At 70.5% G+C, this 20,288-nt stretch carries 23 protein-coding genes; 14 read left to right on the forward strand and 9 right to left on the reverse strand.

All coding sequences use genetic code 11. The features are described 5' to 3' along the window. Positions 1-24 precede the first annotated feature (24 nt). Entirely contained in the window at positions 25-528 is a 504-nt protein-coding gene (locus IE277_RS16980; protein ID WP_189953200.1) for a SigE family RNA polymerase sigma factor, read from the forward strand. Then, on the forward strand, positions 518-1,291 hold the full coding sequence (locus IE277_RS16985) for a L,D-transpeptidase (protein ID WP_189953201.1): 774 nt from the start codon (positions 518-520) through the stop codon (positions 1,289-1,291). The genes IE277_RS16980 and IE277_RS16985 overlap by 11 nt, the downstream gene beginning before the upstream one ends. 48 nt (positions 1,292-1,339) lie before the next feature. Here the strand turns inward: IE277_RS16985 and IE277_RS16990 are convergent, their stop codons facing one another. Then, positions 1,340-2,131 carry a hypothetical protein gene (locus IE277_RS16990; RefSeq protein WP_308433390.1) on the reverse strand — a complete coding sequence of 264 codons (792 nt, stop codon included), beginning with the start codon at positions 2,129-2,131 and terminating at the stop codon, positions 1,340-1,342. Between the two features lie 337 nt (positions 2,132-2,468). On the opposite strand from IE277_RS16990, the gene thrS reads away from it, so the two are divergent. Both thrS and IE277_RS17000 read left to right on the forward strand, forming a co-directional pair. Next, on the forward strand, positions 2,469-3,701 hold the full coding sequence (thrS, locus tag IE277_RS16995; protein ID WP_189953204.1) for a threonine--tRNA ligase: 1,233 nt from the start codon (positions 2,469-2,471) through the stop codon (positions 3,699-3,701). A 106-nt stretch (positions 3,702-3,807) separates the two neighbouring features. Beyond that, positions 3,808-4,776 (forward strand): nucleoside hydrolase, encoded by a 969-nt coding sequence (locus IE277_RS17000; protein ID WP_189953206.1) that lies wholly within the window; start codon positions 3,808-3,810, stop codon positions 4,774-4,776. A 90-nt stretch (positions 4,777-4,866) separates the two neighbouring features. On the opposite strand, the gene IE277_RS17005 is transcribed toward IE277_RS17000, so the two are convergent. Together IE277_RS17005 and IE277_RS17010 are read right to left on the reverse strand one after the other, a co-directional pair. Next, on the reverse strand, positions 4,867-6,498 hold the full coding sequence (locus IE277_RS17005; protein WP_189953207.1) for an IS200/IS605 family accessory protein TnpB-related protein: 1,632 nt from the start codon (positions 6,496-6,498) through the stop codon (positions 4,867-4,869). A 299-nt stretch (positions 6,499-6,797) separates the two neighbouring features. Continuing rightward, positions 6,798-7,538 (reverse strand): DUF4142 domain-containing protein, encoded by a 741-nt coding sequence (locus tag IE277_RS17010; protein WP_373310805.1) that lies wholly within the window; start codon positions 7,536-7,538, stop codon positions 6,798-6,800. 210 nt (positions 7,539-7,748) lie between these two features. On the opposite strand from IE277_RS17010, the gene IE277_RS17015 reads away from it, so the two are divergent. Next, the gene (locus IE277_RS17015; RefSeq protein WP_189953209.1) at positions 7,749-8,435 is read left to right on the forward strand and encodes a DUF6445 family protein; all 687 of its coding nucleotides are present in this window, start codon (positions 7,749-7,751) and stop codon (positions 8,433-8,435) included. Between the two features lie 60 nt (positions 8,436-8,495). Here the strand turns inward: IE277_RS17015 and IE277_RS17020 are convergent, their stop codons facing one another. Next, complete coding sequence (locus tag IE277_RS17020; protein ID WP_189953211.1) at positions 8,496-8,840, reverse strand: cytochrome C oxidase subunit I; 345 nt, start codon at positions 8,838-8,840, stop codon at positions 8,496-8,498. Next, positions 8,837-10,555 (reverse strand): aa3-type cytochrome oxidase subunit I, encoded by a 1,719-nt coding sequence (gene ctaD, locus IE277_RS17025; protein ID WP_189953213.1) that lies wholly within the window; start codon positions 10,553-10,555, stop codon positions 8,837-8,839. Before ctaD ends, IE277_RS17020 begins: the two co-directional genes overlap by 4 nt. Before the next feature lie 139 nt (positions 10,556-10,694). Between ctaD and IE277_RS17030 the strand changes: the two genes are divergently transcribed. From IE277_RS17030 to IE277_RS17040, 3 genes are all read left to right on the forward strand, one after another. Next, on the forward strand, positions 10,695-11,402 hold the full coding sequence (locus IE277_RS17030; RefSeq protein WP_229881611.1) for a DUF4328 domain-containing protein: 708 nt from the start codon (positions 10,695-10,697) through the stop codon (positions 11,400-11,402). 118 nt (positions 11,403-11,520) lie between these two features. After that, positions 11,521-12,186: an SDR family NAD(P)-dependent oxidoreductase gene (locus tag IE277_RS17035; RefSeq protein WP_189953217.1), complete on the forward strand. Its 666-nt coding sequence runs from the start codon at positions 11,521-11,523 to the stop codon at positions 12,184-12,186. 148 nt (positions 12,187-12,334) lie between these two features. Further along, positions 12,335-13,282 (forward strand): MIP/aquaporin family protein, encoded by a 948-nt coding sequence (locus tag IE277_RS17040; protein ID WP_189953219.1) that lies wholly within the window; start codon positions 12,335-12,337, stop codon positions 13,280-13,282. An 18-nt stretch (positions 13,283-13,300) separates the two neighbouring features. Here the strand turns inward: IE277_RS17040 and IE277_RS17045 are convergent, their stop codons facing one another. The 3 genes from IE277_RS17045 to IE277_RS17055 form a co-directional block, all read right to left on the reverse strand. After that, positions 13,301-13,690, reverse strand: a complete 390-nt coding sequence (locus IE277_RS17045; protein ID WP_189953221.1) for a winged helix-turn-helix domain-containing protein — start codon at positions 13,688-13,690, stop codon at positions 13,301-13,303. Beyond that, positions 13,687-14,145 carry a hypothetical protein gene (locus IE277_RS17050; protein WP_189953223.1) on the reverse strand — a complete coding sequence of 153 codons (459 nt, stop codon included), beginning with the start codon at positions 14,143-14,145 and terminating at the stop codon, positions 13,687-13,689. Before IE277_RS17050 ends, IE277_RS17045 begins: the two co-directional genes overlap by 4 nt. Positions 14,146-14,250: 105 nt before the next feature. Further along, positions 14,251-14,553, reverse strand: coding sequence for a hypothetical protein (locus IE277_RS17055; RefSeq protein WP_189953225.1), 303 nt, complete (start codon positions 14,551-14,553; stop codon positions 14,251-14,253). Between the two features lie 284 nt (positions 14,554-14,837). Between IE277_RS17055 and IE277_RS17060 the strand changes: the two genes are divergently transcribed. The 5 genes from IE277_RS17060 (at position 14,838) to IE277_RS17080 (ending at position 18,701) form a co-directional block, all read left to right on the forward strand. Continuing rightward, positions 14,838-16,124, forward strand: coding sequence for a helix-turn-helix domain-containing protein (locus IE277_RS17060; protein WP_189953228.1), 1,287 nt, complete (start codon positions 14,838-14,840; stop codon positions 16,122-16,124). A gap of 210 nt (positions 16,125-16,334) precedes the next feature. Continuing rightward, positions 16,335-16,754: a hypothetical protein gene (locus tag IE277_RS17065; protein WP_229881613.1), complete on the forward strand. Its 420-nt coding sequence runs from the start codon at positions 16,335-16,337 to the stop codon at positions 16,752-16,754. Further along, a complete protein-coding gene (locus IE277_RS17070) occupies positions 16,751-17,380 on the forward strand; it encodes a hypothetical protein (protein ID WP_189953230.1) in 630 nt (209 codons plus the stop codon). Before IE277_RS17065 ends, IE277_RS17070 begins: the two co-directional genes overlap by 4 nt. A 101-nt stretch (positions 17,381-17,481) precedes the next feature. Next, positions 17,482-18,222, forward strand: coding sequence for a protein kinase domain-containing protein (locus tag IE277_RS17075; RefSeq protein WP_229881620.1), 741 nt, complete (start codon positions 17,482-17,484; stop codon positions 18,220-18,222). Further along, entirely contained in the window at positions 18,216-18,701 is a 486-nt protein-coding gene (locus IE277_RS17080; RefSeq protein ID WP_189953233.1) for a GNAT family N-acetyltransferase, read from the forward strand. The genes IE277_RS17075 and IE277_RS17080 overlap by 7 nt, the downstream gene beginning before the upstream one ends. Positions 18,702-18,808: 107 nt before the next feature. Here the strand turns inward: IE277_RS17080 and IE277_RS17085 are convergent, their stop codons facing one another. Next, a complete protein-coding gene (locus tag IE277_RS17085) occupies positions 18,809-19,555 on the reverse strand; it encodes a GntR family transcriptional regulator (RefSeq protein ID WP_189953235.1) in 747 nt (248 codons plus the stop codon). 190 nt (positions 19,556-19,745) lie between these two features. On the opposite strand from IE277_RS17085, the gene IE277_RS17090 reads away from it, so the two are divergent. Beyond that, entirely contained in the window at positions 19,746-20,018 is a 273-nt protein-coding gene (locus IE277_RS17090; protein WP_189953237.1) for a hypothetical protein, read from the forward strand. The last annotated feature ends 270 nt before the right edge of the window (positions 20,019-20,288 follow it).

Raw genomic sequence — 20,288 nt, forward strand, 5'->3', positions numbered from 1 at the left:
TGGGGCACCGATGGCGGGGGCGGCATGACCGAGGACGAGTTCGACGCGTTCTACGCCGCCGCGTTCCCCCGGCTGACCGGCCAGCTCTACGCCTTCACCGGAGACCACGGAGAGGCGCAGGACGTCGTGCAGGAGGCGTTCGTACGGGCCTGGGACCGCAGACGGGACTTCCTCGCGGACGGGGCGCCCGAGGCGTGGGTCAGGACCGTCGCGATGCGGCTCGCCGTCAGCCGGTGGCGGCGCGCCCGGCGGTGGCTGGAACTCGTGCGGCGCACCCCGCCACCGGAGTCCGTGCCCGGGCCCGACCTTGAGCACGCCGCGCTCGTCGTCGCGCTGCGCGCCCTGCCCGAGGCCCAGCGGATGGCGGTCGTCCTGCACCATCTGTGCGACCTGAGCGTGGAGCAAGTAGCCTCGGAAACCGGGGCCCCGGTGGGCACGGTCAAGGCCCGGCTGTCCCGTGGCCGCGCGGCACTGGCCCGGGTACTGGCCCCGGGCGAGGGGGAGAGGGAGGGCGAGCGTGTCCGATGACCGCGGCTACGACGCCGGCCCCGACGGCACAGGGCGGCCGCCCGAACTGTCCGGCGCGCTGCGCACACTGGCCGAGGAGCACCAGGTGGCCGCGCCCGTCCCCGGCGCGGAGATCCGCCGCCGTGCCGTGCGGCGCGGCCGTCGCCGGCGTACGGCCGTCGCGCTCGCCGGGGTCACCGCCGCGGCGGCCCTCGCCGTCACGCTGACCGCCGGCCTCGGCCACCACTCCGACGCCGGCCCCGGCCGCCGCGCCACCCCGGCCACCGGCCTCAGCCCGCGCCCCAGCCCGGCCCCCTCCCGTACCGCCCCCGCCGACGCCGTCGTCGACCTCACCAAGCTGACGATGACCGTCGACGGGCGGGTGCTGGCCATCTCCCCGGGCGTGCCGAAAGCGCCCACGCCCACCGGGCGGTTCACCGTCATCGGCAAATCCCCGGTACGGCCGCTGAAGACCGGGACCGACGGCGACGGCGTCAGCGGCAGCGGCGGCACTGGCAGTGGCGCGGCGGAAGTGTCGGCTCCGTGGGCGATCGAGCTGCTCTCCGCCCGCACCCGCAAGGTCACCTTCGCGATCGCCCTCACCTTCGACCCGAAGGCTCCCGGCAACTACGCCACGACCACCGGCTGGATCGGCCTGCGCCCGGCCGACGCGAAGTGGCTGTACACCCGGCTGGCCAAGGGCTCGGTGGTGCTGGTGACGGGGCGGACGCCGACCCTGGAGCCCCCCTCGTCGACGCCGTCCGAGGAGTCGACGCCGCCCTAGGACCTGTCCGGCGGATCATGCCGGAGACGCGGGGACCAGAAGTGCGGGTCAGACCTGTGCCCGGCCCTGTCTGCGGGCGTCCGCCAGGCGCAGCGCGCCGTCCTGCACGGCGACCTGCGTCGTGTCGTTGGCCACGTCGCCCAGGCCGCCGTTGGTGAGGGCGAACGCGTCCTGGCCGACCCGGACGGCGGCCACGTCCAGGGTGAGCACGCTCTCGTCCGCGTCGTCCGCCGTCGTGGTGAGACTGACCCGCAGGCCCTGGCGCGCGTCCCCGACATCCGGCACCGAGGCGCCTGTGACCTTGATGTCCTCGGTGATCCCGGTCTGTGTGGTGGCCGTGAACCGCGCGCACCGGTCCGGCAGCGTCTTCAGCCAGCTGAGCGCCGCGTCGATGTCGGCGGGGCGGCGGGCGCCGATCTGATAGCGCAGCTGGGCGTCGGTGTCGGTGTCGTCCATCCCGACGGCGACGCGCGGCGGACCGCCGAGGATTTCGTCCGTGTACAGGGCGTCCAGCAGCCGCTGGCAGTCGGCACCCGACGTGGTCGCCTTCAGCAGCCCGTCCCGCCAGGTGGCCGCACCCCGGGTCGGCGTCCAGGGGGTACCGAGGTCGGCCTGGCTGATCAGCGCGGCCTGCGCCTGCCCGTCGGTGAGCGTGGAGCCGTCGGGCCGTGCGGGCGCCTTGGGCTTCGGGGCCGGCTTGACGATCGTGGGGAGGGGCTGGGGTGCCGTCGCCTGCTGGTTCAGCGCGAAGGCCGCGCAGCCGCCGAGGGCGATGAGCCCTGCGGCTAGGAGCGACAGCCGCAGCCGGCGTGCGCGTATCTCGTCGGTCATCGAGGTCATCGGGCCGCCTCCTGGTGCGTCTCCTCTCACGGCACCACCGCCCCGACCGCCCCACCAGCGCTCCGGGCCGTATGGGTGAGCGGGCCCGGCGGACCGGGACGACCGGCCCCGCCGAAAACGCCTCGACCCGCGATGCCGGACCTTGCTACGGTCGCCGTATGCAGCGCGCCCAGCAGTGCCCGCAGTGCTCGAAGAGCACGACGACGCCGGAGACCGTCCCGGCGCGCTGACACCTGACCAGCATCGAAGCCCCGGGGCGAACGCCCCGGGGCTTCAGCGCGTCCGGGGTGTTCGCCTCTCCCTATCGAGCCCTATCGAGCCCTGTCGAGGAGACCCCATGGACGACCGCCGGCAGCTTCCCGACCACCGCCGTCTCGGCCGCGAACTCGACCTGTTCGACACCGACCCGCTGATGGGCGCCGGCCTGCCGTACTGGCTGCCCGACGGCGCGGTCGTCCGGCACACCCTGGAGGAGTACATCCGCGAGGCCGAACGCCGGGCCGGATACCGGCATGTGTACTCGCCCGCGCTCGGCAAACGGGAGCTGTACGAGATCTCCGGGCACTGGGACCACTACCGCGACGACATGTACCCGCCCATGCGGCTCGGTGCGGACGAGATCGTGCTCCGGCCCAGCCTCTGCCCCCACCACGCCCTGATCTACCGCTCCCGCTCCCACAGCTACCGCGAACTCCCCTTGCGCATAGCGGAGTTGGGCGGCATGCACCGCGCCGAACTCTCCGGCGTCCTCGGCGGGCTGACCCGCGTCCGCGCCATCCAGCTCAACGACGCCCATATCTTCTGCACCCTGGAGCAGGCGGTGCAGGAGGCGCGGGCCGCGCTGGAGCTGATCGCCCGCGCCTACGCCGACCTCGGCATCGAGGCCGTACGGTACCGGCTGTCGCTGCCCGGCGAGGGCGGCAAGTACATCGCCGACCCGGCGCTGTGGCAGCGGGCCACCGCACTGCTGCGGGAGGTGCTCGCCGAGGCCGGGGTGGCCTACGAGGAGGCGGCGGGCGAGGCCGCCTTCTACGGCCCGAAGATCGACGTCCAGATCGCCGACCCGGCCGGCCGTGAGTCCACCCTGTCCACCGTGCAGATCGACTTCCATCAGCCGGCCCGCTTCGACCTGCACTACATCGGCGCGGACGGCGCCCGGCACCGCCCGGTGATGGTGCACCGCAGCATCATCGGCAGCGTCGAACGGGCCGTCGCCCATCTCGTCGAGGCACACGCCGGCGCCTTCCCGGCCTGGCTGGCCCCCGTCCAGCTGGTGGTGCTGCCGGTCGCCGAGGACCAGCGGGAACAGGCGGCGGCCGTCGTACGGCAGGCCCTGGAGCTGGGCCTGCGCGCCGAACTCGCGGGGCCGGACGAGGGCACCCTCGGCGCCCGCATCCGTGCCGCGCGCCTGGTGCCGTACCAGGCGGTGATCGGTGACCGGGAGGCCGGCGCGGGCCTGGCCGCCGTACGCCTGCGGGACGGCCGCCGGCCCGGTGCGCTGCCGGTGCCCGATCTGCTGACCCGGATCGCCGAACGGGTGTCGGCACGCGGCACCGCGCTGTGGGACTGATCGCCGTGGCACTGATCTAGGGTGCTGGTGCCGGAGCAGGCATCTGTGCCGCTGCCTGTGTCGGTATGTGTGTCGGTATCTGTGTCGTGCGATGAAGGAGTCCGTAGTGACCGGTCAGCCCATCCCCGTGATCATCGACTGCGACACCGGTGTCGACGACGCCCTCGCCCTGCTGTTCGCCGTGCGCCACCCGGGCCTGGACCTGCGGGCGGTGACCTGTGTGGCCGGGAACACGGACGTGGACGGCGTGGTCCGCAACACCCTGACCGTGCTGGAGCAGGCCGGCGCCCCGGACATCCCGGTGGGCCGGGGCGCCGAACGCCCGCTGCTCGAACCGGCCCGCCCGGCCGAGCATGTGCACGGCGCCGACGGCATGGGCGACCTGGGCCTGCCCGCACCGGCCCGGACCGCCTCCGAGCTGGACGCCGTCGCCCTGCTGCGCCGCGAGATCCTCGCCTCGCCCCGCCCGGTCACCCTGATCCCCACCGCGCCCCTGACGAACATCGCCCTGCTGCTGCGCACCCACCCGGAGGTGACCCGCAACATCGAGCGGATCGTCTTCATGGGCGGCGCCGTGGCCACCGGCAACGCCACGCCGGTCGCCGAGTTCAACGTCTGGCACGACCCGGAGGCGGCGGCGATCCTGCTCACGGCCGGGGTGCCGATCACGATGTACGGCCTCGACGTCTTCATGCGGGTCGTCATGGAGGCCCCGGACGTCCACCGGCTGCGCGCGAGCCGCGACCCCGGCACCCGGCTGGCCGGTGAGCTGCTCGCGCATCGGCCGACCGCGGTGGGCGAGGAGCCGGAGGCCGAGGAGGCGGGCGGCCTCGGCGACGCCGGCGCGGTGTGCGCGGTCGCCGACCCGGACGGCATCACCACCCGCCTGCTGCCGGTCGAGGTCTGCCTCGCCCCCGGCGCCGCCCGCGGCCAGACGATCGTCGACCGCCGCCCCCGCCACGGCGAGTCCGAGATCCACGGGGGCCGCCGCGAACAGGCCCTGGTGGACGTGGCGTTGGACGTCGACGTGGCCCGCTACCTCAAGCTGTACCTGGACACGGTGGAGCGTCCCTGAGCCCTCTGGGCCGTGTCGGCTCGGCCCGCGGCCGGGGTTCTCTTTCCGGGACTGGTGGCGCCAGGCCGTCATCTACCAGGTCTACCGCTCCTAGAGACTGAGCGGGAGTGAGTCCTGTTGCCAGGAGTCATGCTCAGCCGAACGCCCCGAGCGGTGTTGGGTGTTCTGGTCTCCCGCGTTCTCGCCGCTGCCGGGCGGCACGGATCGTGTCCGTGGTCCGGGGACGCGGGGGCGGGTTTCCTCACGTCCGGGGGTGCCCGGTCGGGCCTGGCCGGTCCGATGCCCCGCACGATCACTCCGGTCGTGTGGGGGCGGTGCCGTCCGTCGCCGGATCGGGTGTCCCTGGGCGCGCCGTCCGATCGCCACGGCGGCTGCGTCGTGGCGGGTGGTCTTCCTGTTCTTGGTAGTGAGGGGTTTTTGCCAGTGCTGGGCGCCCCACCGGGAGGTGTAGGCCGGGTCGACCGCGATGACGGCGATGCCGATGGCGTCGGCCATTGAGGTGAGCCGGGCCCGCAGTCTGCCGGTGGGCATGCTGGAGATGAGCTTGCGAAAGCGCTTGTTGCGGCCGTGCTTCTCCCGGGTCTTCTCCGCCGCGAAGTCGAGGTTCTCGACGGCGATGGCCTTCACGCCGCAGGTTTTGGCCCAGTTCAGCAGGCGGGTCAGGGCGTGGCGGACCTGGGCGTCACGGTGCTGGCTGGTGCCGGAGCGGTCGAAGAAGAAGCGCCGCGGGTTGCCGACGGGGTTGCCGTCGGTGTCGAGGCGCCAGGCGGCGAGGTGGTCGTCGTTGGTGTCGACGCCGATCACGCCGTCGGCGAGGGCGGTAGTCAGGGGGATGGTCTTGGTGGGCGGGATCTGCCAGGAGGCGGTGAGGTACCAGCGGCCACGGGTCACGTCGAAGTGGATGCGGTAGGCGATGGCCCGGTTGGCCTCGACACGGTCGGCCCACTCGCAGCCGCGGTAGGCGAACCGCGCGCGGCTGGTGAGAATGTACCGGCAGTGGGGAGCGTTGGCGTGCTGGGCGAGCGGGGCGGGGAGTTTGATGCTGATCTCGCCGTCGGGGTTGACGCGGATGGTCTCGTTGCCGAACCTTTTGCCGGACTCGCCGTGTGCGGCGAGGAACCAGCGTTCTGCCTCCCATCGCTCCCGCCACGCGGCCTCGCTCAGTCCGGTTGCTTGAAGGTTGTGCCGGGCGCGGGCGAGTTTCTTGCCGCCGCGTAAGACGTGCACGACACCCTTCTCGCGGTCGGCCCGCGCCTTGTCCAGCCGGTCTTCGAGCAGGTGCAGGCGGCGCGTCTTGGCGTGCCACTCCTGCCGGGTGCGGTAGCCGCCCGGAGCCCGCTTGGACCCCGTCTCGCCGAGCGGGAGGGACAGCCGGTGCGCGAGGGCACGCACACCGGCGTCCAGACCCTGGATGTGCGCCAGCTGCCCACGCCGGGCCAGCGCCCACTGATCGTGCGTGGCTTTGGTGATACTGCCTGCCCAGCGCGAGGAGGACTCAGCGGTCAGCGCCTGCTTACGCACCGCCCACGTCTCAGCCGAGTGCTCCAGCCCCTCCCGGCAGCGCACCGCCAGATCCCGGGAGGCGAGCGAACCCAGATGCGCCCCGACCAGCGCAAGAACCTTCGCATCCTGGACGGCGAGTTCCTTCAACCGGGCGCGAACCGCAACACCCGTAGGACCGGGCGTGACGAACGGCGCCGCCAGCTCGCGCAGCCCACCCATCCCCACACTCCCTGCCCGTTGCCGAAGAACCCGTCACCGCACTCAACGAGCCGCTGCCGCAATAGTCACGCATTCGATGCAAGAACTCCCGTTCCCCATGAATGCACGTGTGCACCACAGACGTCAGGCACTCACTCACACGCGCCGCAATGCGCCTAAACACTCTTAACCGGCAACAGCTCCCAGCCCCTGACGGGCGCGGGGCTGTGTTTGATATGCGGCACCGCCGCGCGGGCGCGACCAGCCACGACACAGCCGCACCCGCGAACGGCGGTCAAGCCCCTCCCCGGTGGGCGCACTCAGCCTGCAGTCGGCGCAGGACTCGCCCCCGCCGAAGCACCAGCACCGCCCCCGCCCCCAGCGAGCCCGTTGATGTCCACGGGAGTCGACGTCGGATTCGGCGGCGGTGTCAGTACCACCTCCGGCTGGCCCGCCGCCGGCGGCGGCGGTGTCAGGTCGGAGTCCGGCAGCTTCGGCGGAGTCGTCTGCTGGAAGATGGTCTGGTCGAAGTCGACCAGACCGGTCTTCTCCATCACCGTCATATGGTCCAGCACCGTGTCGTTGGCCTGGTCGGCGAGCGCCCGCACCAGCGAGTTCTTGGTGGTGGACCGGATCTTCGAGATCGTGTTGAAGATCGAGCCGTGCGTCATGCGCAGGATGTTGGCGAAGTCGCTGTCGAACTTCTTGCCGGTGTCCGCCTTCAACTGGCTGACAAACCCCTGCTGTTGGGGACTCGGCAGGTCGGGCAGCGTGATGTTCAGCATCGGCGCGATCTTGCGGCAGGTGGTGTCCAGCGCCGCGTGCCCGTCGACCAGGTGCTTGCTGGCCGTGATGACCCCCGGCGTGGTGCCCTTCTGCAGCCCGATCTGCCCCACCGGGTACTCCCACAGGCCGGCGGCGCGCACCTTCACCACGAAGTCCCGGTCCTGCTCGGTGAGCGGCCCCCACTGGGTGTTCGCGATGACGCGGTCCTGTGCGGTGGTGACCTTGTTCAGACCGAGCATGCTCGGGTAGGCCAGTGCCGCGAGGGTCACGGCCATCGCACCGCCCACGAAGAGAGTTCCCGTCGCGTTCCGCGAAAAGCGCACCGTGCCTCCTGCCCGGTCGTGGAGCCGCCCGCATGACGGCGCGGGGCGGTTCGGACACACAGCAGTACGGATGCGGAAGACGTTCGTATCTGTGCGGGAGGTAAAGAAGAGTTGACCATTCTTCGGGAGAGTCGAGGGGAAACGCTGCCCTAGATTCGCGACATGCCCCCACAGCCGCCCCCCAGGATGCCCGCCGCGCTGCCCGTCCTGCCCTACCGCAAGCCCACCAAGGGCCGCGACTACTGGGTCTTCGACGACGCCCTGCCCGAGGCCGACGCCGTACGGGAGCGGTGTCTGGCGAAGGACGACTGGGTCGAGGGGTACCCGTACACCTCGGAGACCTGGCCCGGGCTGCGGGCCATGCCCGGACTGGAGCCGGGGGAACTCGCCGTCATCGAGGGGCTGGTGAAGCAGGCCACCGGCGTCAGGAAGCTGTGGGTGCAGCAGGCGCCCGGCGGCGGCACCCTGAACCACAACTGCGTCCAGGTGGTCGGCGAGGGCGAGAGCGAGCCGCGCCCGCACACAGACTCCCGCGCCCTGTGCCGGTACGCGGCCGTGCTCTACCTCAACCCCAACGTCCCCAAGAACTGCGGCACCGCCTTCTACCGGCAGTCGCTGCCCGGCGGCCGGCTCGGCGGCAACATCGTCCAGGCTCCGCACAACAACCTGGTCGAGGCCCTGGGCACCCGGTTCGTGCCGGGCGATCACTTCGAGGAGGACGTCCGCGTCCCCCACAAGTACAACCGCCTCCTCCTCTACAACGCCAACCTCGTGCACAGCGCGACGGACTACTTCGGCAAGACGCTGGAGGAGAAGCGGATGACGGCGGTCTTCTTCTGGATGGCCTGAGTTCTGGACGGTCCGAGTCCTGGCCGGCCTGAGCCCGCCGGCCGCCTCGGCGGACGTACGTCAGAGGAGGAGCAGCAGCGTGGCGACGGCGGTGCAGCCGGCGCACGCGGCGAGTGCGACGCCGAGGCAGCGTCGCCGCAGCTCCCGGTAGCGGCCCTCGTACTCGGCGCGCAGCGACCCGCACCGGGCCGCGACCCGCTCCAGATCCGTACGGGCCCGGCGCAGGCTGTCGGCGACATAGCGCCGCTCGACGTCCTCGCGCTGCGCGCTGGTCAGCCACTCCATGGGCGCGGCGAACTCCCGGGCACGCTGCTCGGCCTCGGCGATCCGGGCCTGCCAGAGGAGGTATCCCTCCACCTCGTTGCCGAGCACGCCGTCGGCTCCCCGCGGCGGCGGACCGTTCACTCCTGCCCTCGGTCGGTCCGTGCCGGGACGTGGACCTCCTGCTCCAGCATCGCGATGTCCGGGTGGTGCAGGTCGAACGCCGGGGATTCGCTGCGAACGCGGGGGAGGGTGAGGAAGTTGTGGCGCGGCGGCGGGCAGGAGGTCGCCCACTCCAGGGAACGGCCGTAGCCCCACGGGTCGTCGACGTTGACCGGCTTGCCGTACTTGGCCGTCTTCCACACGTTGTAGAGGAACGGCAGCATCGACAGGCCGAGCAGGAACGAACCGACGGTCGAGACCGTGTTCAGGGCGGTGAAGCCGTCGGCGGCCAGATAGTCGGCGTAGCGGCGCGGCATGCCCTCGGCGCCCAGCCAGTGCTGGACGAGGAAGGTGGTGTGGAAGCCGAGGAACAGCGTCCAGAAGGTGAGCTTGCCGAGGCGCTCGTCGAGCATCTTGCCGGTCCACTTGGGCCACCAGAAGTGGAATCCCGCGAACATCGCGAAGACGACCGTGCCGAAGACGACGTAGTGGAAGTGGGCCACCACGAAGTACGAGTCGGAGATGTGGAAGTCCATCGGCGGCGAGGCCAGGATGACCCCGGTCAGTCCGCCGAAGAGGAACGTCACGAGGAAGCCCGCGGCCCACAGCATCGGCGTCTCGAAGGACAGACTGCCCTTCCACATCGTGCCGATCCAGTTGAAGAACTTCACCCCGGTCGGGACGGCGATCAGGAACGTCATGAAGGCGAAGAACGGCAGCAGCACACCGCCGGTGACGTACATATGGTGCGCCCACACGGTGATGGACAGTCCGGCGATGGAGATCGTCGCGGCGATCAGGCCCATGTAGCCGAACATCGGCTTGCGGGAGAACACCGGGATGATCTCCGAGACGATGCCGAAGAACGGCAGCGCGATGATGTACACCTCCGGATGGCCGAAGAACCAGAAGAGGTGTTGCCACAGCAGGGATCCGCCGTTGGCCGCGTCGAAGACATGGGCGCCGAACTGGCGGTCCGCCTCCAGCGCGAACAGCGCGGCGGCCAGCACCGGGAAGGCCAGCAGGACCAGCACACCGGTCAGCAGCACGTTCCACACGAAGATCGGCATGCGGAACATGGTCATGCCCGGGGCGCGCATACAGATGATCGTGGTGATGAAGTTGACCGAGCCGAGGATGGTGCCGAAGCCGGAGAAGGCCAGCCCCATGATCCACAGGTCACCGCCCGGACCCGGTGAGCGGACCGCGTCCGTCAGCGGGGAGTAGGCGAACCAGCCGAAGTCGGCGGCGCCGTCCGGGGTGAGGAAGCCGCCCACGGCGATGAGCGAGCCGAACAGGTAGAGCCAGTAGGCGAACATGTTCAGCCGCGGGAACGCCACGTCGGGCGCGCCGATCTGCAGCGGCATGATCCAGTTCGTGAAGCCGGCGAACAGCGGCGTCGCGAACATCAGCAGCATGACCGTGCCGTGCATCGTGAACGCCTGGTTGAACTGCTCGTTCGAGACGATCTGCAGTCCCGGCCGGGCCAGCTCGGCGCGCATGATCAGCGCCAGTACGCCGCCGACCAGGAAGAACGCGAAGGACGTCGCGAGATACAGGGTGCCGATCGTCTTGTGGTCGGTGGTCGTCAGCCACTTCACCACCACACTGCCGGGCTGCCTGCCCCTGACCGGCACCTCGCTCTCGTACGAGTCCTCGGGCGCGGCGGCACCATGCGGTTCGTTGAGGATGCTCACACATGCATCCTTGCTGCGGGACGGCGTACGCGAAGCCCCGAGCGGCCAAGGCACGGCCGATCGCATGACGGATGCACACGGATGGCGCAAGCGCGGTCGCCCCTGGTGGCCTGCGGCTTTCGTACGACAGGATGGGGCGGTGACCGAAGAGGAAGACATAGCTCAGTCCGCCGCCCGGACGCTCGCGTACCAGCCGGTTCAGGTGACCGGGTGGCTGGCCGCGGGGGGACTGCTGCTCGCGGGGCTCGCCTGGCTCGCACGCGGCGTGTGGGAGATCCGGCTCGCCGTCGCCGGGGAGCCGGCCGCCGGGCCGCCCGACCAGGGCGACGGGGTGCACCGGCCGCTCAACTCGCTTGAGGACTCGTACCACTTGGTGTCGTCCGCGGGCGGTGTGCTGGTCTTTCTCTGCGCCATGCTCTTTCTGTCCTGGCTGTTCCGGCTGCGGGACAACGCGCGGGTGCTGTCGGGGGACGCGCCGAAGTACGCGGGGATCTGGGTGTTCGCCGGGTGGTTCGTGCCGGTGGTCAACCTGTGGTTCCCGCGGGGGATCGTCGTCGATGCCTTCCGCGGCAGCGTGCCCGGCGGCAGGCTGCCCACCTCTGTCAATGTGTGGTGGGGGCTGTGGCTGGTCGGGATGCTCACCGGGGTGGGGATCGTCTACCGCGACTCCACGGACCAGATCATCGAGCGCGCCTACACCGAGGGGTGGCAGCTCCAGCTGTCCGACGCCTTCGTCATCGCGGCCGCGGTCGCCGGCGCCATCGCCGTCCGCGCCGTCACCACCGCCCAGGTGGCGCGGATCCGCGGCCTGCAGGAGGCCGACACGCGGATGGCCGAGTCGGTCTAGCCGCCGAGCCGCCGAGCCGCCGAGCCGCCGAGCCGCCGAGCCGCTGAGCCGGTGTGCCGCTGAGCCGGTATGGAGTGGGCCGGTGTGGCGTGGGCCGGTGTGCGGTACGGATGGCGGCATGAGCGCTTTCGCCATTGTGGGTGCCGGACCGGGGCTCGGGGCCGCCGTCGCGCGGCGGTTCGGGCGGGAGGGCTTCGCGGTCGCCCTCTTCGCCCGGGACGCGGGACGGCTCGACGCGCTGGTGGCGGACCTCGGCGGAAGCGGGATCAGGGCCCAGGGGTTCGTCGCGGATGTGCGCCGGCCGGATGAGCTGGCCGAGGCGCTCGACCGGGCGGCGGACGAGCTGGGGACCGTCGAGGTGCTGCAGTACAGCCCCTTGCCGCACCGCGACTTCATGCGGCCCGTGCTGGAGACCGGGCACCGCGATCTGGTCGGGCCCATCGAGTTCTCCGTGTACGGGGCCGTCGCCGCCGTACGGCAGGTGCTGCCGGGGATGCGGCGGCTCGGGCGCGGCACGATCCTCTTCGTCAACGGCGGGACCGCCGCCGTACCGCACACCGACCGGGCCGGCACGTCCATCGCCTTCGCCGCGGAGAGCGCGTACGGGCATCTGCTGCACGAACGGCTCGCGGGCGAGGGCATCCATGTCGCCCAGCTGGTGATCCCGGGGGCGATCACCCCGGGACACGCGCGCAAGGACCCGGCCGCGCTGGCGGAGACACTGTGGGGGCTGCACCAGGACCGGCACGGGTTCCGGCACTTCGCGGACGATCTCGACGCCTGAGCCGGGACGGTCTCCACGGCCGGGCGGTGAGTCCGGCGGGCTGACTGGGCACTGTCAACCTGCGGCGTGAGTCTTTGTGGGCCAATATGGTGACGTTGGCCGTTTTGCTCTCATGTGGTCCGTATTGCTCTCGTCAAGGGGGCCTGGAATGGTTGTCGAAATCCCCGCGATCATCAAGCCGTCCCGGTTCAGAAGCCGGGGAGGCCTGCTGGGCGAGTGCCTCGCCGAGTTCCTCGGGACCTTCGTGCTCATCTCGTTCGGCTGTGGTGTGGTCGCGATGGCGGTGGCCGCGCTGCCCGGTTCGGGCCGTGCCGCCACTCCCACCACGATCTTCCTCGCGGCCGGTGACTGGCTGCTGATCACCTGGGGCTGGGCGATGGCCGTCGCCTTCGGTGTCTACGTGGGCGGCGGAGTCAGCGGCGCCCACCTCAACCCGGCGGTCACCCTGGCGATGGCGGTGCGCCGCGGCTTCTCCTGGGCCAAGGTCCTGCCGTACTGGTTCTCGCAGGTCCTCGGCGCCTTCACCGGCGCCGCGCTGGTCTATCTCGTCTACCACGACGCGATCCACGCCTACGACGCCGCGGCACCGGGCCCCAAGGTGAACGGGCACACCAACGCCACGTTCTCCATCTTCGCGACGTTCCCCGCCGCGTACTTCCACGGCGGCGTCTGGGGTCCGCTGATCGACCAGATCGTCGGTACGGCGTTCCTGCTCATGCTGATCGCCGCGGTTCTCGACGTACGCAACCAGGGCGTGAAGTCCAACCTCGCCCCCTTGGTCGTGGGCTTCATCGTCGCCGCGATCGGCATGTCCTACGGCGCGAACGCGGGCTACGCCATCAACCCGGCCCGCGACTTCGGGCCGCGGTTCCTGACCTGGGTCGAGGGCTGGAAGAGCCTGGCGTTCCCGGGGAGCGTGTCCGGCTCGTTCAGCGGCTACTGGTGGATCCCGATCGTCGGCCCGCTGATCGGCGGCGTGGTCGGAATCATCGTCTACGACCTCTTCGTCGGCGATGTGCTGCTGCTCCGCTCGGAGCTGGTGGAGCCGTTGGAGCCGGGGGAGTCGACTCCGGTGCGGACGGTCGACGACGAGTAGACACCGGCTGAGGGCCCGTCAGGCGCCGGGCACTTCGTGCTCTTCGCGGTGTTCTTCCTGCTCTTCCTGCTCTTCCTGCGCACAGGCGTCCGCGGCCCGGCGGGCCGTCGCCGCGATCTCCTCCAGCGCCGCCAGATGGCGGGTCAGCGCCTTGCGGCCGGTGAAGGTGAGGGCGGCCCAGGTGCGCGGGCGCTTGCCGAGATAGCCCTTGCGGATGCTGACGTAGCCCGTCTTCTCCAGTGCGGAGAGGGTCTTGCTCAGCGTGGAGTCGGAGATCTGGCAGTAGTCCCGCAGGACGGCGAACTCCGCCTCGCCGCACGCCGAGAGATAGGCGGCGAGAGCCAGCCGGGTCGGGTGGTGGAGTTCGCGGTCGAGAGCGGGCGGCGTGCCGCCGGTGGGGCTGGTCATGAGGTACGGGCCTGCCGGTTCGCACGCAGGATGTAGTCCCCGCCGCAGGCCACACCGAAGGCGACGAGCCAGCCGGTCGTGCCGTACAGGAGCGCGCCGGCTATGCCGATGGCCAGCGGGATGAAGGGCACCACCCAGGCCCGCCAGCCCGGCCGGCCGTCGCCCCGGTTGAACCAGCGGGTCACCCCGCCGTGGTGCGCGCCGAGCCACAGCAGCACGAAGAAGCCGGTCAGGCTCACCAGGGCGACGCCCACCAGCCATATCCCCCATCGTGGCTCCCGGTCGGCGAGCCCCAGGGCGATGAACCCGACGGCAAAGGTCAGCCCCTGCCCGATGCCGTAACCGCGGGGCCGGCCGCGCTCGCCGGCCTTGCGCGCCGCGACCCGCGCGGCGCAGGCGGCGGCGAGCGCGCTCCGCGCCTCCCGGGCGTCGATCGGTTCCCCCGTGCTGTCCATATGTGTACCTCCGGTGCGGGGAGGGGCGGTTGGTCGTCCGCCCCTCGTACATACCTTCAGCATGGACAGTACTTTCCAAGAATGCAAGTATTTTCGAGCAGGCTGTCAGTCCTTGCGGCAGACGATGGTGGTCGGGGTCGAGTTGCGGCAGGTGAGCCCGCTGCCAGGGCCGATGAGCCGGGACAGGCGCGGTGCGATGTCCCGCTCGCAGGACACGTCCTGGCGGTCCTCGGGATCGGAGTTCACCTCCTGGCAGACCCGGCCGATGACGTCGCTGCTGTCGACCCTCGGCCCGGGCGGCGGAGCGTCCGCGAAAGCCACCGGGGCGAGCGGCCCCAGACCGAGCACGGGCACGGCGAGCAGCGCTGCGACCTGGGCACGGCTGGGCCTCAGAATCCCTCGCGACATGACTGTCCTTTCGACTGGTTCATCCGACTTCGTCATCCGCCCGATCCAGGCGAACGTCATACGAAACAACGTCATGATCAAGGGCAGCGCGGCGACGCGGGGGCGGACACGCGTGGTGCGTTCGCGTGAACTGGCGCTCACGGGGGGCAGTTCGGCCGGTCCGGAGAGGAGCCAAGGGCCCCCTACAACCGGGCCGCCCGCGCCAGTACCGTGACTTGCTCACGTGGTGGGGACATGGACCTCGGGGGCTCCCTGTGGTGGCGAACGCACTGACGCTCGGGAAAATGATCGCCAAGGCCCGCAGGCGCAAGGGCTGGCCGCAGCGGGACCTGGCCGCGATGATCGACAAGTCGGAGAGCTGGGTGTCCCAGGCCGAACGGGACGTGATCCCGGTCAACAGTGTGGAGACACTGCGTCGCATCTCCGACGTCCTGGACGTTCCGCTGCCCGAACTCCTCGCCGCCGCGCCGTCCCCTGGGCAACCGCCGACCTCGGCTCATCGACGGTCTGCCTCCGTTAGGGTTGGCCGCAATTCTGGTCCGGAGGAGGGGGACGACCGCATGCGACGCCGTGAACTTCTGGCCGCTGCGGCGGTGGTCTTCGCCTCCCCTCTCGCCAGTGCCACACCGGCCGAGGCCGGCACGCTCGCACCACTGGAAGAGCTCCTCCTCTACGGCACGGCTTCCGTGCCTGAGGACAGCGACGTCTCACCGGCCGGCGTCGCCGCTGCGGTGAAGGCGTCCCGGGAGCACTTCCGGGCCGCCCGCTACGACACCCTGGCGAAGACCCTGCCCGGCCAGATCGCCCAGGCCCAGGCCCTCAAGGGGGCAGAGGAGTCGGCAACGGCGGTTGCCGACCTCTACAACATCGCCGTTCGTCTGTGTATCAAGCTCGGCGAGGACGGGCTTGTGGCGATCACCGCCGACCGTGCGCTGAACTCCGCGCGGATCGGCGGGGACGCGCTGACGATCGCTGAAGCCCACCGGATGGTCTCCAGCGCCTGGCGGCGTCAGGGGCATCTCGCACGCGCCACCGACATCGCCGTTCGGGCCGCGCAGGAGGTACGGGCCGACCGCGGTACACCCGAGCCGGCAAGGCTGGCGTCAGGCAGTTCGCTGTTGGCGACGGCCGCGTACACGGCGGCGAAGAGGGGGGACCGCCAGACCGCGCACGCGCTGATCGGGGAAGCGGCCGAGACCGCCAAAGCCGGCCGTACGATCCCCGATGCCCGCACCGACGCCGGGCTTCAGCAGGTGCTGCTGCATCAGCTGTCGGTCCACTATCTGCTCGGTGATGCCGGGCAAGCGATCGACCTGGCCAGGACCGTCGACCCCAGCGCCCTGCCGACGGCGGAACGCCAGGGGAGGTTCTTCATCGACGTGGCCCGTTGTTTCGACCAGTGGGGCAAGCCGGAGCAGTGCTATCGGGCTCTGCTGGCGGCCGAGCGGGCCGCTCCGCAGGAGATCCGGCGCGGGGCGGTCAAGGACCTGGCCGGCGGCCTGCTCCGCCATGACCGGAGACTTCCGGGCGTCCGCGCCTTCGCCTGCCGCACCGGCACGCCGGTCAACTGACCTGACCCACAAGGCGTTTGCGACCTCGCAACCCGGTTGCGGATCCACTCCTCCTCGCAGCGGTTGACTCTTCACAGCCGCCAGGGGCCGCGCACGGCCGACCTCTCCTCGCCCAGACGACAGTGACGACCACCCTCGTCATCGAGGAGCCGTGCGTCCCCGGCGCCAATCCCACAGCACCACTCGAACCGAATCGAGAGGAGCACCATCGTGAGCACCACCCTGACCCCTGAGCGGGTAGAACTCGGCAGGTTCTTCACCGTGGCAGCCGCACGCCTCGCCGCCGGTCACACGGTCGTCGAGATGTTCTCCGGCGCTGTCGACGCCGAATGGCACCGGTTCCTGGACGAGCCGGGCTACAAAGCGTTCAGCACCGACCACGCCGGACATGTCCTCGGCCACGCTCCGACGGCCGGCTCCGGTGACATCTCGTGGGTGACCGCGTACGAGAAGCTCTTCGGGCCGTTGCCGGAGGTCTGGTTCACCGGGGCGGACGGCCGCATCGACGCAGTGGCCCTTGCCCGCTACCGGGAAACCGGTGTTGTCGTCGCGGAGTGGGACTGCTCGCCGACCGGAGGCGACAGTGACGACCTCGCCGCCGGCACGCGGCAGAAGGCCACGACGCGGTGACCGTCACGCACCCCGACGGGGCGCTCCGGACGACCGCTGGGGCGCTCCGTCTCGTCGAGGCCCGTACCACCCGGCCGAAGGCGGCGGACATCAACGCGTATGCCGAGGCCGTCACCGTGCACTGCCCCTATCTGGCGCCGTCTCTTGAACGGGGTCTGACGGGATGGACCGTGTACGAGGCCGTCGGCGAGGCCGAGGCGGTCGAGGCCGAGGTGTTCCATGCCGGGGTGCAGGCCGCTGAATGGGTGCGGCCGCTGGCAAATCGCCGTCACGGCGTTTACGTCTGCGAGAACATCATTCTCCTGAACGCGGACGACGAGGTGTTGTCGTGGCCGCACTGGGCGCTGAAGAACTTGTACGGCCCGGTCGGCTTGATGTTCGGGAAGTTCCGCAAGGGTGAAGAGGACACCGACCGGCACGGCAGGCACATCCCGCGGCCTCCGATGGCGTTCATGCCGGTGAGGGCCGCCGTACGGGTGCGAGACCCGCGTTTCCTCGCGGCTACACCCGGCTTGGCCGACGCCGTGGCGAACGCGTCCGACGACGGACGGCACGTGTTCGCCGACCTGCCGCAGGACTGGAAGGACGTGAAACAGTGGGCGCAACGCCTCCTGCTGAAGCAGTAGCAGCACTCGAAGATCGCTTCGGCCTCGTTTCCTGTGATCTGCTCGCCGACCGGCGCGGATCGCGGGCCTGGAAAGTCATGGCCGGCGGCACGCAGCTTGTCTTGAAGGCCAACGACCCGGAGGACGACGGCGGCCGCGACAAGGCCCTCGAACTGGCGCAGGAGAACGACCACCTTCTTCGCTTGGCCCGCGCCGGCGCCATCGACCGCGCCTACCGTGTTGATGACGGTGCATGGGCGGGCGGGCGGTGGCTGGCCCTGCGGCACATCGACGGCTTCTCCCTGTGGGGTGCCTGCACCCCGTCCCGGGAGCGCGAGGGCAACACGCTGCCGAACAGAACGCTGTTGTTGTCCATCGCCCGCAGCTGGGCCACCCGCCTCGCCGGCCTGCACCAGGCCGGATGGGCGCACGCCGACGTGCAGCCCACCAACGTCCTCGTCACTCACAGCAAAACCGTCGAGGTCATCGACTATGCCTTGTGCTGCGGCCCGGACGACGACAACCGGCTTCCGTACCGGGGTGCCCTCACCCACACCACTGCCCCTGAGATCGCTGCCCTCGTCCTCGACACCCCCGACGACGTCCATGTCCCTGCCGGTCCTGCCGCCGACATGTGGAGCCTGGGTGCCTCCTTGTTCTGGTGCTGGACCGGCCACCGGCCAGGTGTCTATGCAAAGACCGACGAACGGCGTAAGAAACTCCGTGCCCTGGCAGCACGGCACCTTCGCGACCTCGCCTCCGTCCGGCCGTGGCCGTTTCCCGACCTGGAGGAGATGATCACGGCGTGCATGGCACCCGACCCCGAAGACCGTCCCACCGCTGAGGAGATGGCCGCATGGTGAGCCTGCGGTCCTTCGTCCTGGACGACGCTTCCGCGCTTCGGCGAATCGTCTCCGGACGGACGGTCCGTTTCACCCACGGCCATGACATGACTGCCGAGGAAGCAGCGGTCTCCGTGCGCAGGTTCATCGCCCACGACCACGAGGTACCCCGTACTCACTGGAACTTCGCCGTCGAACAGGCCGGCGAAGTCATCGGCCTCGTGAAAGCACGACTCGCCGGTGGCACGGCATACCTCAGCTATCTCCTGCGAGAGGACACCTGGGGCAACGGCTACGCCACCGACGCCGTACGGAAGTTGAGCAGAATCGTCTTCACGGACGGCGTACAGCGCATCGAGGCGAAACACCACCCCGACAACCCGGCATCCGGCCGTGTCCTGGTGAAGGCCGGATTCGTCCCTGTGAGGGAAGCGGAACCCGTGACCGTCGAGGACGGGGTGGTGCTGCTGCACCCCGTGTACGAGCTCATTGCTCCCTGACCGCCTCCTGGCCATCGGACGGATGGGGACCGAAGCAACGCGGGCACGTTGGCGCAACGCGACGATCCCCGTCTCTCGTGACGGCGGTCGCATGCCCCTCCTCGGCGTCAGGACGCGTCTGGTGCCGCCTCGAAGCTGTACTCGTAGCCGACGGCCAGTCGGTAGGGCAGGCACCATTCGCCGTACTCGATCACGCCCTGGTCGTCCCACAGGCGGTGGACTCCCGCGAGGATGGGTGAGCCGGTGCGCAGCCCGAGGAAGTTGGCCTCTCGGGCGTCGGCGTCCCGGCCGTGGATGTCGTCGCGGCCCGCTGCCACCTGGCGTCCGGTGGCCTGCTGGATCTTCAGCAGCAGTCCGGGGGAGGAGGCGCGCGACAGGGACAACAACTCTGGGACAGCGGCGGCGAAATGGGCCGGGTACCAGGTGACGAAGAGTCCGGTGCGCTGCTGTCCCTTGCCGGTGTGCCACTGGCGGCGCACGACCTGGGCGCCGTCTTCCAGATCGAAGATCTCGGCGACGTACTGGGGCGGTTTGATCAGCTCCGCGTTCGTGACGATCATCGTCTCGCCCTCGGCGAGCACGGAGCCGGTGCGCAGCACCCGGGTGATGCGGTCGTAGCCGGAGGGCGCGACCTCGGGGGCGTTGGCAACGAAGGTCCCCCGGCGGGACGTGGTGATGTAGCCCTCCACCTGGAGTTGATCGAGGGAGCGGCCGAGAGTGGCGACGGATACGCCTTCCTGCTTGGCCAGTTCCCGCACGGGCGGGAGCTTTTCGCCTTCCTTGAGTACGCCGTCGAGGATGCGGCGGCGGATGCGTTCGGCGACCTGCATGTAGGGGTGCTCGGGGGACGACATGACATCTCCTTCGGCGGTGTCCTAGGACACCGCCGACTGTACTAGGACGCGCGTAATCCGGTCAGGGGGAGTTCCCTGATTCCTCTAGCGGCATGTCCTAGGTCACGCTAGCTTCTGACCTAGGACACCGATTGGCCCCGGCGACCGCTAGCGACGGCCCCGGGGCGTGGCCACCACCTGACTGGAGTTGATGACAGTGGGCATTATCCACGCGTTACTTCGATGGGCCCTGGGCATGGTCGCGCCGGGTACTGGCAGGCGTCGGGCCGTTGCGCGCCTCACCACACCCGCGCCCGTCGACTGGCCCGAGGCACCCTGCCTTCCCGCCCATCGGTCGCCGTACGGGCACGACGTTCCCCTCGACGGCCACGCGGCGGCGCTGGTCCGCCCCTACGTCGTCGCGATGGACTTCGGTATCGATCTCGACCGGTACCTGATCGGCGCTGAGGGGTTGGCTCGATGAGCGAGACCGCCGTGGACGCCGGACGCTCGCCGGAATGCGGGCTCGCGCAGCGCGCCGAGTACCAGGATCTGCACGCCGACTGTCGCGGCACCGAGGACGTGCCTCTACCCCATGGCATGGGGCTGCTCTTGATGCCGCGTTGTAGCTGCCCTTGCCACCGGCAGAGTTCAGGAGGTGGGCGGTGACCGCCGGTACCCCGCCCGAGCCGGGCAAGTCCCGTATGACGATCAGTACGTACCGCCTCTCCCGTGAGGGTCGGCGGGTCGGCGG

The sequence above is a fragment of the Streptomyces alanosinicus genome (assembly GCF_014650595.1).
GTDB classification, from domain to species: Bacteria; Actinomycetota; Actinomycetes; order Streptomycetales; family Streptomycetaceae; genus Streptomyces; species Streptomyces alanosinicus.